Raw genomic sequence first — 13,483 nt, forward strand, 5'->3', positions numbered from 1 at the left:
GCGCCGAAACCATGCGGTCACATGCCGGACATCCGGGACGGTTGCGCGCCGCTCTGCGATGTTCGGGGGATGCCCGAAGGTCGGTACACTAGGCGGCCACCCATCCCGCACGGCCGCCTTCGACGGGCTGTGCCCGGGCTTCTGATCTTTTTCGTACCGCACGATCTTAGGCATTCCGACCGGCCCCGGGGAAGCGGCCCGGTTCCCCTTCGGCAGCCGGACCGTCCACCGCCACACCGCGCGGGCAACCGTGAGGAACCGCGGACGAGGACAGCCATCGCAGATTAGTCGCAGGTATCGGTGGTAGTCGCAGGCAGTCGCAGGTATCAGTGCCCGGCCCGCGTCCCACAGCCGGTGCCCGGTACACCGCCGACACGCCGACACGCCGACACCACCGACGCACCGAACACCGACTTCACCCCGGGGAGGATCACCCTATGAGCACCGAGAGCTGGTCGTTCGAGACCCAGCAGATCCACGCGGGAGCCCAGCCGGACCCGGCGACCGGCGCCCGAGCCGTGCCAATCTACCAGACCACCAGCTACGTCTTCCGCGACACCGACCACGCCGCCGCCCTGTTCGCCCTCGGTGAGCCCGGAAACATCTACACCCGGATCATGAACCCCACCCAGGATGTCTTCGAGCAGCGCATCGCCGCCCTCGAAGGTGGGATCGGGGCGCTCGCGGCGGCGTCGGGGCAGGCCGCGGAGACGCTGGCGATCTTGAACCTGGCCGAGGCCGGCGACCACGTGGTCTCCTCGGCCAGCCTGTACGGCGGGACGTACAACCTGTTCCACTACACCCTGCCGAAGCTGGGCATCGAGGTCTCCTTCGTCGGCGATCCCGATGATCTCCAGGAGTGGCGGGCGGCGGTGCGGCCCACCACGAAGGCGTTCTACGGGGAAACGATCGGCAACCCCCGCGGCGACGTCCTCGACACCGTCGGGATCTCCGAGGTCGCCCACGCGCACGGGATCCCCCTCATCGTCGACAACACCCTCGCGACGCCCTATCTGTACCGGCCGCTGGAGCACGGCGCGGACATCGTCGTCCACTCGGCGACGAAGTTCATCGGCGGCCACGGCACCGCGATCGGCGGCGTCATCGTCGACGGCGGCCGGTTCGACTTCGGCGCCTCCGGCCGGTTCGCGAACTTCACCACTCCCGACCCGAGCTACCATGGTCTGGTCTACTGGGACGCGCTCGGTCACGGCTCGTACATCGTCAAGGCGCGCGTGCAGCTACTGCGCGACCTCGGCCCGGCGATCTCCCCGTTCAACTCGTTCCTGCTGCTCCAGGGTCTGGAGACGCTGTCGCTGCGGATCGAGCGGCACACCGCGAACGCCCAGCGGGTCGCCGAGTGGCTCGAGGCGCGCGACGAGGTGAGCTGGGTGGCCTACCCGGGCCTGCCGTCGTCGCGGTGGTACTCCCGGGCACAGAAGGTGCTCCCCCGCGGCGCCGGCGCGATCCTGTCCTTCGGCATCGCCGGTGGCGCCGAAGCCGGGAAGAAGTTCGTCGAGGGGGTCGAGCTGTTCAGCCACCTGGCGAACGTTGGTGACGTCCGCTCACTGATTATCCATCCCGCGACGACGACGCACTCCCAGCTCACCGAGACCGAGCAGACCGCGACCGGGGTCACCCCGGATCTCGTCCGCCTGTCGGTCGGCATCGAGGGGATCGACGACATCCTGGCCGACCTCGATGCCGGGTTCCGTGCGGCCAAGAGCTGAGTCGCGTGGCACCGGTGCGGCCCTTTCGGTCGAACCGGTGCCGCCGACGGTCGAACCGGCGCCGTCGGCGCCACCGCCCGCCTCCGGGGCATGGCGCGCCGGGATCGACCCGGTGGGACGGCGCCGGTTCGTCGACCTGCCGGGACCGCTACGGCTGGAACGCGGCGGCGTCCTGCCCGGCGTGACAGTGGCCTACGAGACGTGGGGCCGCCTCGACGCCGCGGCCACCAACGCGGTGCTGGTCCTGCACGCGCTCACCGGGGACAGTCACGCCGCCGGCCCGCCCGGGCCGGGCCACCCCACCCCAGGCTGGCGGGATGGCCTGATCGGGCCTGGACGGGCCCTCGACACCGATCGCCTCTTCGTGGTCTGTCCGAATGTGCTGGGCGGCTGCCAGGGCACGACCGGGCCAGCCAGTCCCGCGCCGGACGGCCGACCCTGGGGCGGCCGATGGCCCGAGATCACGATCTCCGATCAGGTCACGGTGGAGGTCGCCGTCGCCGACGCGCTCGGCATCCGGCGCTGGGCCGCGGTGGTCGGCGGCTCGATGGGGGGCATGCGGGCCCTGGAGTGGGCCGTCGGCCATCCCGACCGGGTCGACCACGCCGTGGTCCTGGCCTGCGGCGCGGCGGCGACGGCGGAGCAGATCGGGTTGTCCGCGGTGCAGCTTCGTGCGATCACCGACGACCCGGCCTGGAACGGCGGCGACTACCACGACCGGCCCGACGGACGCGGCCCGGACGCCGGCATGGGTCTGGCCCGGCGGGTGGCCCAGATCAGCTATCGCAGCGAGGCCGAACTGAAGGAACGGTTCGCGGATCGGACCCGGCCCGACGGCTTGTTCGAGGTCGCCTCCTACCTCGACCACCATGCCGGCAAGCTGGCCGCTCGGTTCGACGCCGGCACTTACGTCGCCCTGACCCGGGCGATGATGATCCAGGACGTCGGCCGGGGGCGCGGGGGGCGCGCGCCGGCGCTACGGTCCTGCCCGGTGCCGTTCACCGTCGCAGGGGTCGATTCCGACCGGCTCTATCCCCTCCACCTGCAGGAGTACATCGCCGAGCGCGTCGGCGCGCCGTTGCGCGTCGTCCACTCGCGGCGCGGGCACGACGGGTTCCTGATCGAGACCGAGCAGGTCGCCGCAATCGTCCACGACGCCCTCCGGACGGCCTGACCCGGAACTGATTATCCGCACGATTTATCCGCACGGTGACGGCACCGCGCGGCACGGCAGCGGACGGCACCCCGGCCCGTCACCTTGAGCGTGTATGAACCGCTGCATGGTGACCCCCTCCGCCGGTCCGCCGGGTGCCCGCCCGGGCGGGCTGTTCGCCACCATCCGCGCGGCCCTGCCGGGCCTGCTCCCGAGCGAGCAGCGGGTGGCCGAAGTGTGTCTGGCCCGTCCGGGGGACGTGGTCGAATGGTCCGCCGCGCAGCTCGCGGAGGCCGCGGGAACATCGACGGCCACGGTGGTGCGCGCCTGCCAACATCTCGGCTTCCGCGGATTCCAGCATTTCCGCGTCGAGCTCGCCCGGGAGAGCGGGGCCGCGGCGCTGCGCGGTGAGATCGGCCGAACGGACGCTGCCGACCCGGTCGAGCGCCTGGTGGACACCGTCTTCGGCGCGGCGACCGCGGTGCTCGCCGACGCGCTCGGCCCGCTGGACCGGTCCCGTCTCGCGCCCGCCGTGGACCTGCTGGACCGGGCCAACCGACTGCTCGTCATCGGCAACGGCGGATCGGCTCCGGTCGCCCAGGACGCGGCGTTGCGCTTCCTCAGCATGGGCCGGCCGGCCGAGGCGCCGGGCGACTCGATCGCCCAGGAACTCACCGCCCGCCTGCTCGCGCCCTCGGACGTCTGCCTGGTCATCACGAGCAGCGGGGCGAACGAGCCGAGTCTGCGGGCCGCGGAGGCGGCCCGGACCGCGGGCGCCGCCGTCATCGGCATCACCAGCTACACGGCCGGGCCCCTGGCCGAGATCGCCGACATCAGCCTCGTGGTGGGGTCGCCCGACTGGCCCATCAGCTCGGACATGATCGCAAGCCGGCTGGCCTCCCTGCTGCTGCTCAACGCCCTGCAGCTCGCGGTCGGCCTGCGCCGCACGGACAACCCGCTGCTGGCCGGGACCGTCATGCGGGACGTCCAGGGCCACTCCGTGCGGGCGGAGGACGGCCCGCGGCGGCCCGCGGCGGATCCCGGCCGCGGAGCCGCCGATCCCTACGAGTTCTGACCGATGACCGGTCGGGTCAGTCGGGTCAGGGGACGCGCGCCAAGGGGCGCTCGGACAGCTACGAAAGCGTCCCACCGGCAAGGCGCTTGGCCGGAGATTCGTTGCGGTAAGTGACTGTCCCCCGTTTCCCGACCGTCATGGACCATTCATCTAGGTACCCGAGACTGCCTCTGTAACGAGGAACCAGGGGGCAGGCGCACTTCTGGAACAGACGTACACGGGGTGCTGGGTGGCAGAAATCCGGATCGAGGGCCTCACGAGGCGCTTCGGAAACGTCCGTGCGGTGGACGACGTCTCCCTCGACGTGGCGGACGGTGACTTCCTCGTTCTACTGGGACCGAGCGGCTGCGGGAAGACCACGCTGCTGCGCATGATCGCCGGCCTGCTGGAGCCGAGCGAGGGGCGCATCATGCTCGGCGACCGCGACATCACCCATGTCCCCGCCCGACGGCGCGACCTCGCCATGGTCTTCCAGAGCTACGCGCTGTACCCGCACCTGACGGTCGAGCGCAACATCGGGTTTCCGCTGCGGGCCGCGCGCCGCCCCAAGGCGGAGATCGCCCGGCGCGTCCGCGAGGTCGCCGACCAGCTCGAACTCGGCGGGCTGCTCCACCGGCGCCCCCGTGAGCTATCCGGCGGGCAGCGCCAACGGGTGGCGCTCGGCCGTGCGCTGGTCCGTGACCCCCAGGCGTTCCTCATGGACGAGCCCCTCTCGAACCTCGACGCGAAACTGCGCACCGCGACCCGCACCGAGCTCGCCGGACTGCACCGCCGGCTGGGCCGAACCTTCATCTACGTCACCCACGACCAGGTGGAGGCCATGTCGATGGCGACCCGCGTGGTCCTGCTCAACGGCGGCCGCGTGGAACAGGTGGGCAGCCCGACCGAGGTCTACGACACGCCGGCCTCGGTGTTCGTCGCCGGCTTCCTCGGCGCACCGCCGATGAGCCTGATCGAGGCCCGGGTGGAGGCCGACGGCGACCTGCTGGCGGTCCGCGCGGACGGGCTACGCATCCCGCTGTGGCCGGGCTTCGACGAACCCCGCGACGTCATCGTCGGTCTGCGACCCGAGAACCTGGCGCTGTTGCCCGGCCCGGCCGAGTTGCCCGGCCCGGCCGAGACATCGTCGGCATCACCCGGGTTGACGGCATCACCCGGGTTGACCGCGCAGATCGAAGGTGTCGTGACCACGGTCGAGAACCTCGGCAGCGAGGAGGTGGCCTGGTGCGACGTCCACGGTCAGGCTGTCGCGCTGCGTGGCCCCCGCCCGATCGGACTGGCCGCCGGTGACCGGGCCCGACTCACCATCGACGTCTCACGGGTGCACCTGTTCGCTCGGGCGAGCGGACGTCGGCTCGCCTGGCGGCCACCGGATTCCCGGGAATCCCTGACCATCCCCGTGCCCGGCGCGCTCGCCGCGTCCCCCTCCCCCGCTTCGGCCGCGCCCGCCGCGGTCTGAGGGGCGACCAGACCCAACCGGACCAGATCACCGCGATCCGGTCCGTCCGCCATCCCATCGATTCCGTCGGTCCCGTCGGTCCCGTCGGTCTATTGATCCCAACGTCCCGTTGATCCCAAAGAGCATCCCCGTGGCTCGACCACGCCTGCTGCGTGCCGCAGCTGGCCTCGCGTTGCTTGCGGCGCTCGCCTCCGCGTGTGCGACGTCCTCGCCCACACCCACGAGCGCGGCCGCGAACGCCAGCACGATCCCCGAACGCTCCCCGGACCAGAAGGTCTCGATCGTCTTCGAGAGCTACAACCTCGCGAACGTCGGGACGTGGAAGCCGGTGATCGAGGGGCTGCTCCGCGACTTCCAGGCGGCGCATCCCAACATCACCGTCAAGGGCCAGCCGCCGCAGAACCTGGCCGGCAGCGCGAACAGCGGCGACTACGTCACCAGCATCAAGAACCAGGTGCTGGCGGGCAGCCCCCCGGACGTCGCCCAGATCACCTTCAACGCGCTGCGCTTCGCCTCCGGCAGCCTCGGCGCCCAGCCGCTCGACACACTGGTCGGGCGGGAGGCCGTTCAGGCGAACTTCGGCGGCGAACACCCGTTCGCCCCGAAAGCCCGCACCCTCGGCGATGTCGACGGCAAGACCTACGCCGTCCCGTACGTCTTCTCCACCCCGGTTCTCTGGCTGAACAAGACCCTGTTCACCCAGGCCGGCCTCGACCCGGCCAAGCCGCCAAAGACCTGGGCGGAGGTAAAGACCGCGGCGCTCGCCATCAAGGCGAAGACCGGCAAGGACGGGGTCCTCATCGACTGTCTGACGAAGGTCGGGGACTGGTGTTTCCAGAGCTTGGTACGGTCAGCCGGTGGCCGGGTGATCTCTACCGACGGCACCAAGCTGTCCTTCGCCGACCCGCCGGGCGTCGAGGCGGTGTCGATGGCCGCCGACCTGGCACGCAGCGGCGTGATGCCGAACCTCGACCAGAAGCAGCAGGTCAAGGCGTTCAGCACCGGCCAGGCCGGGATGCTGCTCGAAAGCAGCTCCCTGCAGGGGATGTTCATGGCCGGCGCCAAGGCGAACAACTGGGAGCTCGACGCCGCCCAGGAACCCGCGTTCGGCTCGAAGCCGGTCATCCCCACCAACTCGGGAGCGGCACTGGCGATCTTCAGTAAGGACCCGGCCAAGCAGCGCGCCGCCTGGAAACTGACCAAGTTCCTCACCAGCAACCGCGCCTACACCGAGATCTCCTCAAAGATCGGCTACCTGCCACTACGGACCGGCCTGATCGACGACCCGAAGTACCTGCAGGCCTGGGCGAAGGCGAACCCGCTCATCAAGCCGAACCTCGACCAGCTCACCCGGATCGAGCCGTGGGAGTCCTTCCCGGGTGACAACTACCTCCAGATCTCCGACACGATGATGACCGCGGTCGAAAGCGCCGTCTTCACCGGCAAGGACCCGGCATCCACCCTGGCCGACGCGCAGAAGCAGGCCACCAGCTTCCTGCCCCGGAAGTGACCGCCGTGCCCGTCGTAAGCACCGTAAGCACCGTGAGCACCGTGAGCACTGGGAGCACGGCCACCGCAGCGAGCACCGGGACCGCCCCGGGCGCCGGCGACGGCGGGGCGCCGCAGGCGCGGCGCGCCCTGTCGCTGCCGGGCACGATCAACCTGCGCGACGTCGGCGGCTACCCGACTGTGCACGGACGCTCCCTGCGCTGGCGCACGCTGCTGCGCTCGGGCACGCTACGCGGGCTCGACGGCCGTGGGCAGGCCATCCTCGCGCAGATCGGGCTGCGCACGGTCATCGACCTGCGCGAGGACACCGAGGTGGCGCACGATCCGGACCAGCTCGGCCGGCTCGCCGCGACGCATCGGCGGGTGCCCGTCTACACCCTGCCGGTCGACCGGCACCAGACGGCCGGCGATCTGCGTAGCCTCTACGACCACGTCGTCGATCATCGAGGGGACCGCCTCACCGCGGCCATGCTCGCGCTCGCCGCACCGGGGGCACTGCCCGCGATCGTGCACTGCAGCGCCGGCAAGGACCGCACCGGTCTGGTCATCGCTCTGGCGCTGGACCTCGCCGGGGTGCCAGCCGAGGTGATCGCGCAGGACTTCGCGCTGACCTCGTACTTCCTGCGGGACGAGGCTGCGGCGGCCGTCCAGCGGATCTCCGCCCTGATGTCCACCGATGGCGAGGAGCTGCCGGCCTCGCTGATGGCAAGCCCGCCCGACCTCATCCTGCACGCGCTGGGCCGTATCCACGCCCGGCACGGGGACACCCACACCTACCTGCTCGCGCACGGGGCGACGGCGCACGCGCTGGACCGCCTCGTCGAGGCCCTGCTCGTGCCGGCGGAGGCCTCCGACGCCGGGCCGGATTCCGGTCCGGCGACCGCGGGCTTAACCCCAGCCAGTGAGCCGCAGGCCCGGAGTCCCTCCCCCTCGGGCCTGCGGCTCACCCCAGGCGCCACCCCGTCCGCCCTGAACCCCGTCCGCCCTGAAGCCATCCCCTCCCGCTCCGAAGGACGTCCATGCCGATACTCTTGGACCCAACCGCGCACACGCCCACCCACAGCCTGATCCAGATCAGTGACACCCACATCGTCCGCGAGGGTGAGCTGATGCACGGCAAGGTCGACACGTACGCCGCGCTCCGCACCGTGCTCGACCAGATCGAGGCGTCCACGCTGAAGATCGGTGCCCTGCTGCTCACCGGTGACCTCGCCGACCGCGGTGATCTGCTGGCCTACCAGCGGTTGCGTGACCTGGTCGAACCGGTGGCGGCGCGCTTGGGCACGCCCGTGCTCTACGGCGTCGGCAACCACGACTCGCGTGGCCCGTTCCGGGAGGGACTGCTCGGCGCGGAACCCACGGTGGAGGCTCACGACTACGTGCACTGGGTCGGTGACCTGCGGATCATCATGCTCGACACCACCGAACCGGGCGAGCACAGCGGCTTCCTGAGCACCGCCCAGCTGCGCTGGCTCGCCGACGAGCTGGCCACCGCGGCCCCCGACGGGACCATCCTCGCCCTGCATCACCCACCCGTGCCGTCCCCCGCTCTCGATGGTGAACTCGCTCCTGCTCGCCGAGCCGCAGAACCTCGCCGACGTGCTCGCCGGCAGCGACGCGAAGATCGTGCTGGCCGGTCACGCCCACCACGCGTCCGCGGGCGTGCTCAGCGGCGTTCCGGTCTGGGTGGCGGGTGCCACCGCCTACCGGCTACGCGCCCTCGGCCCGGCCGACCGGATAACCGGCCTGGTCGGGGGCGAGTACACCCGGATCGACGTCTACCCCGAGGGGGCCGTCGCCACCGCGGTACCGATCGCCACCACCGAGGTGGTCTACGACATGGCCCTCGACGAGGTCGTCCGGCTCGCGGCGGATTATCACTGACTCCGTCCGGCACCCACCCCCGTCCGGCACCGACCCTCGTCCAGTACGTCGGCCCTTCCCGCGCCTCCGGACTTCCCGCGCCTCCGGACTTCCCGCGCCTCCGGAAAGGATGTTTCCGAACCGTGTTCGTCGAAATCGCCATCCCGGGGGCAGCCGGCACCACGATCCCCGCCGGTGCCGCAATTTCCGCCGGTGCCGCACTCCCCGCCAACACCGCCTCCCCCGCCAACACCGCGTCACGCGTGCCGGTGCGGGCCGCCCGGCCATCGCTGGCCCGGCGGATGCTCGCTGCCACCCCGCCCTACCTGTACCTGCTGCCCGGAGTGGCCAGCCTGGTGCTACGGACCTACAAGCCGATCATCGAGGCCGTCCAGCTGTCCTTCTACCACTGGAACCTGCTGCCGAATTCGCCACGGACCTACGTCGCTCTGGACAATTACCGGCTGGTCCTCACCCTTCCGCAGCTCCGGGGCGCCGCGAAGAACACGCTGTGGTACATCCTCGGCCTGATTCCGTTCGCCATCGTTCTGCCCACCGCCATCGCGCTGGCCATCCGGGACCTGGGCGGTCGATCGCGCACCGTCTACCGGGCGCTGGTCTTTCTGCCGATACTGGTCGCGCCGGTCCCCGCCGCCGCGGTCTGGCGCTGGTTGCTGGACTCCAGAGGGGTGGTGAACCACACCCTCGGGTTCGGTGCCTACAGCTGGCTGCGGGAGGAGCGGACGGCGCTGATCGCCATCCTGGCGATCTGCGCGTGGCAGATCCTCGGCTTCGCCACCCTCGTCATCTCCGCCGGACTCACCGGCATCAGCAGTGATTACGCCGAGGCCGCCGAGATGGACGGAGCGTCGCGCTGGCAGGTCACCCGGCGGGTGACCCTGCCGATGCTGCGCTCGACTCTGCTGTTCATGCTGCTGATGACCGTGCTGCTGTCGGGGCAGTGGACGTTCCCGCTGCTCGACGTGCTCACCCAGGGCGGCCCCGCCGACTCCTCAACCAACATCTATTACCTGCTCTGGCAGTTCGGTTTCCGCAGCCTGGACTCCGGCCTGGCCTCCGCGGCGGGCATCGCGTTCTTCCTCGTCTTCGCGGCGGTGGCGGCGGTGCTGGTCAAACTGGCCGACCGGTACAGCTTCGCTGACAACTGACTCGGACCCTCGGCGACCGGATTTCTCGACGCGCCCCGGTCCCTCGATCCAAGGATGCGAACACGATGAGCAGCATGCGGATACCGCGGATACCCCACTGGCGGACCGCGGCCAGCCATCTGATGCTGGCCCTGCTGAGCCTGATCAGCCTGTTCCCGGTGTACTGGATGTTCGCCACCTCCTTCCGCCGGCCAGACGACATCTTCGACCAGTCGCTCCTGCCCTGGCCGCTGAGCCTGGCGAACTACCGCTACGTCTTCGACAGTCTCGACATCGGCGTGCTACTCGCCAACACCTTCACGATCGCCGCCGTCACCGCCGCCGGCCAGCTCATGATGTCCCTGCTCGCCGCCTACGCCTTCGCCGCCTGGGAGTTCCGCGGCAGGACCCTGTTCTACCTGGCGTTCGTGGCCACCTGGCTGATCCCGTTCCAGGTAACGATGATCTCGAACTACCTGGTGCTGTCAAACCTGGGCCTGCTGAACACACTGGCCGGCGTCATCGTGCCGAACCTGTGCTCGGCGCTGGCGGTGCTCATGCTCCGCCAGCACATGCAGGCCTTCCCCCGGGAACTGCTCGACGCGGCCCGCATCGACGGGCGGGGATCGTGGTCCACATTGTGGACGGTCGTCGTGCCGAACCTGCGCCCGGCGCTGGCGTCGCTGTCGATCCTGCTGTTCATCACCGCCTGGAACGAGTACTTCTGGCCGGCGCTGGCGCTGCAGCGGGCGAACTCCGTCATCCAGCTGGGTATCCGCGGCTTCCTGACCCTCGAGGGCGACAACTGGGGCGCCCTGATGGCCGGGTCCGGCCTCGCCTGCCTGCCCGTCTTCGCCCTCTACCTGGTCCTGCAGCGCCAGGTCGTCGACGCGTTCGTGCGCTCCGGCCTGCGCTGACCGCGCTGCTCCCGCGGGCGATCGGCCACGCCACCCTCGCGGTGTGCCGCGCCGCCTACGAGTTCTGGGTCGACCAGGCCGACAGCCGGCCGGCCGAGTGACGGCGATCCGCGGACAGAATCCTCGGACAGAATCCTCGGAGTGACCGCCGGTGTCGTCGACCCGCCTGACATGAGAGGCCCATCATGGCTGCGCGGTCGCGACCCGGTCCCGGCCGGCGTGCTTTGCCTGGTAGAGGGCCGCGCCGGCGCGGATGAGCAGGTCGCCATGCCCGGAATCGTCCGGGTTCAGCATCGCCACCCCCACGCTGACGGTGACCGGGAGCGGACCGTCGGCGGTAGCCACCGGGCTCGCCCCGATAGCCTGCCGAAGCCGCTCGGCGAGAACACTCGCCGTCGCAGCCGGGCAGCCCAGCACGGCCGCGAACTCCTCGCCACCGATACGGCCGACGATGTCCTGCGGACGCAACGTACCCTGCACGCGTCGAGCGACCTCGGCAAGAACCGTATCGCCCACAGCATGGCCATGACCGTCATTGACCTGCTTGAAATGATCAATATCGATCGTGAAGGCGGCCAGCGGCCGCGCAGTGTGCAGATGCCTGCGAGCCAGAGCATCAGCCTCGTCGAAGAAGTGACGCCGATTCGCCAACCCCGTCAGCGGATCACTCTCCGCGAGCCGCTGCGTCTCCTCGAACAGGTAGGCATTCTCACAGGCCGTCGCCGCCTGGCCCAGCACGGCATAAGCCAGACGAGCCTGCCTGGGGTTGTAGCCACCAGCGGCCCGCGAGGCGATCAGAACAACGACGGTGAGGGCCGGCCGGCACAGGGCCGGCACGGCCAGCCAACTGCCCACCGGGTACCGCTGGCCGGGGAGCACCTCCGGCAACGTCCGGTGCGGCCCGATCATCCCACCACCATGGAACGCCAGCAGCAGCGGGGAGGCCGGGAGCGGGACGACCATCGCCCCGACCGCCCGGCTATCCACCTGGCCGTAGACCGCCACGACCCGCAACGTTCCGCACGGCTCCCGGGCGAGCGCCCACGCCGCCTCGCACGGAAGCTGCGTGGCGGCCGCCGTCATGACCCGCCCGAGGATCTCCGGGGGAGTCACCGCCCTGGTGGTCTCGACGACGACCCGGTGCATCGTCTCGGCCAGTTCCCGCCGCTGGCGCTCCGCCATCAGCAGCCTGCGCAACTCCGCCGCGTCGGCCTCGCGAAGCGAGATCAGTTCCCGGTCGTGCCCCGGCGCGGCGAGGAGCAAGGCATCCTGAATCTGGTTGGCGACCATGCCCGCCGTGGCCGTCAGCAGCGGCCCGGCATCCCGGCGCGGACAGGTGAGATCGAACAGGCCGAGCGTCTGCCCCGTCGCCGGATCACGCAGGGGAACACCGGCACAGGCGAACTCGCCGAGGGGCTCCGCGTAGTGCTCCTGACCGAACACGTGCGCCGGCCTGTGCTCCTCGAGAGCGGTGCCGATGCCGTTGGTGCCGACAAACCGCTCGGCGAAACTAAATCCGGGCACCAGCGATATACGGTCCAGCCGGCGTTCGAACGCGGCGTCGCCGGTGCACCGCACGAGCACCAGACCGTTCGCGTCGGTGACGATCGCGCTGACGGCCTGCCTGGCCAGGCGGTCGGCGAGCTGGCACAGGACCGGTTCGGCCGCGCGCACGACAGGTGCGTCGAGGTCCGACGCGGCGGGGAGAGGCTCGGGGCTGTCCGCGGCCACCGCCCACCGCCGCGACCGCATCCACGACTCGCGGATCGGATCCCGCACCCCACCGGGCTCGCTGGTCTCAGCTGAGATCCCAGCGGTGAAGAACCGCTCGCGCACCCGCTCGAGCGAGGCTCCCTCCCCACCGTTGAGGCGAACCCCCGAGGCCCGTCCGGCTCGCCGAGACGGTCTTGACCGATCCGGCATGACGCACCTTCCCGCACCTTTAACCGTGTGACCTGGGGCAAGTATATGCCGCTGGGGCATGAGCTCAGAATCATAATCCGCTTAGCCCTGCTCGCCGGAGAGGGCAAAAATTGCAGAGAAAGCAATATCCAGTATTTTTCTCCCGAAAATCGGTCTTTCATGTGCTTGGTAGGCGGGGTGCGGTGCGGCCGCCTGCACGGTGTTAGGAGTCGAAATGAAATAACTTGCGCGTTTCGAACCCTCCACAGGCCTGTGACCTGCGATGATGCTCTCGATCACGTATTTGTTACTTCATTACGTCCCCTTAGTGACGTTGGGGCCGGCCTCCTCGATGATGCCCGCGCCCTCGTGCCCGCCGACGATCGGGAAGCGGGGCGGCAGGTCGCCGACGGCTGTCGGAGCCCCGGCGCCGAACAGGGCGGCCGGACAGGCGTGGCCGTCGTCACATCCGCCATGGGCGATGGCAATTTCGGCGCCGAAAGCATGCTACTTCCCGAAAAGGGAGGCGGTCTCAACCGGTCGGTGCGCCAGCTCTGGTAGAAGGGCTGCCCGCCGTCACCGTGATGATGATTCTGGGATGGCTACCCGTGGCCCGCAGGCTTCCGCACCCCCGACCGTCGAATCAATTACGTCCGAGGTAATGGGGGCTGGCGCCACCGGGCACGGCCGAGAAGATCGCCGCAATGACGGTGGTCGAGCGTGGCAA

Annotated in this window: 10 protein-coding genes and 1 pseudogene; 10 read left to right on the top strand and 1 reads right to left on the bottom strand. The window is 70.2% G+C overall.

Translation table 11 applies throughout. The features are described from left to right. The first annotated feature begins 437 nt into the window (after positions 1-437). The 10 genes and pseudogenes from ACY45C_RS08750 to ACY45C_RS08795 all read left to right on the top strand — a co-directional run bounded on the left by ACY45C_RS08750 (position 438) and on the right by ACY45C_RS08795 (position 10,854). A complete protein-coding gene (locus tag ACY45C_RS08750; RefSeq protein ID WP_462187121.1) occupies positions 438-1,730 on the top strand; it encodes a bifunctional o-acetylhomoserine/o-acetylserine sulfhydrylase in 1,293 nt (430 codons plus the stop codon). Beyond that, positions 1,702-2,904 (top strand): homoserine O-acetyltransferase MetX, encoded by a 1,203-nt coding sequence (metX, locus tag ACY45C_RS08755; RefSeq protein WP_462187122.1) that lies wholly within the window; start codon positions 1,702-1,704, stop codon positions 2,902-2,904. The genes ACY45C_RS08750 and metX overlap by 29 nt, the downstream gene beginning before the upstream one ends. A gap of 106 nt (positions 2,905-3,010) precedes the next feature. Then, positions 3,011-3,958: a MurR/RpiR family transcriptional regulator gene (locus tag ACY45C_RS08760; RefSeq protein WP_462187123.1), complete on the top strand. Its 948-nt coding sequence runs from the start codon at positions 3,011-3,013 to the stop codon at positions 3,956-3,958. Between the two features lie 229 nt (positions 3,959-4,187). After that, a complete protein-coding gene (locus ACY45C_RS08765) occupies positions 4,188-5,417 on the top strand; it encodes an ABC transporter ATP-binding protein (RefSeq protein WP_462187125.1) in 1,230 nt (409 codons plus the stop codon). 130 nt (positions 5,418-5,547) lie between these two features. Further along, the gene (locus ACY45C_RS08770; RefSeq protein ID WP_462187126.1) at positions 5,548-6,927 is read left to right on the top strand and encodes an ABC transporter substrate-binding protein; all 1,380 of its coding nucleotides are present in this window, start codon (positions 5,548-5,550) and stop codon (positions 6,925-6,927) included. Between the two features lie 41 nt (positions 6,928-6,968). Beyond that, positions 6,969-7,994 (top strand): tyrosine-protein phosphatase, encoded by a 1,026-nt coding sequence (locus tag ACY45C_RS08775; RefSeq protein ID WP_462187127.1) that lies wholly within the window; start codon positions 6,969-6,971, stop codon positions 7,992-7,994. A gap of 41 nt (positions 7,995-8,035) precedes the next feature. Then, positions 8,036-8,407 (top strand): annotated as a pseudogene (locus ACY45C_RS08780) (metallophosphoesterase); the annotation flags it as partial. 73 nt (positions 8,408-8,480) lie between these two features. Beyond that, the gene (locus ACY45C_RS08785; protein ID WP_462187136.1) at positions 8,481-8,810 is read left to right on the top strand and encodes a hypothetical protein; all 330 of its coding nucleotides are present in this window, start codon (positions 8,481-8,483) and stop codon (positions 8,808-8,810) included. 122 nt (positions 8,811-8,932) lie between these two features. Further along, positions 8,933-9,958: a carbohydrate ABC transporter permease gene (locus ACY45C_RS08790; protein ID WP_462187135.1), complete on the top strand. Its 1,026-nt coding sequence runs from the start codon at positions 8,933-8,935 to the stop codon at positions 9,956-9,958. A 65-nt stretch (positions 9,959-10,023) separates the two neighbouring features. After that, positions 10,024-10,854 (top strand): carbohydrate ABC transporter permease, encoded by an 831-nt coding sequence (locus tag ACY45C_RS08795; protein ID WP_462187128.1) that lies wholly within the window; start codon positions 10,024-10,026, stop codon positions 10,852-10,854. A gap of 183 nt (positions 10,855-11,037) precedes the next feature. Here the strand turns inward: ACY45C_RS08795 and ACY45C_RS08800 are convergent, their stop codons facing one another. Next, the gene (locus tag ACY45C_RS08800; RefSeq protein WP_462187129.1) at positions 11,038-12,633 is read right to left on the bottom strand and encodes a GGDEF domain-containing protein; all 1,596 of its coding nucleotides are present in this window, start codon (positions 12,631-12,633) and stop codon (positions 11,038-11,040) included. Positions 12,634-13,483: the final 850 nt, after the last annotated feature.

The sequence above is a fragment of the Frankia sp. CcWB2 genome (assembly GCF_977927585.1).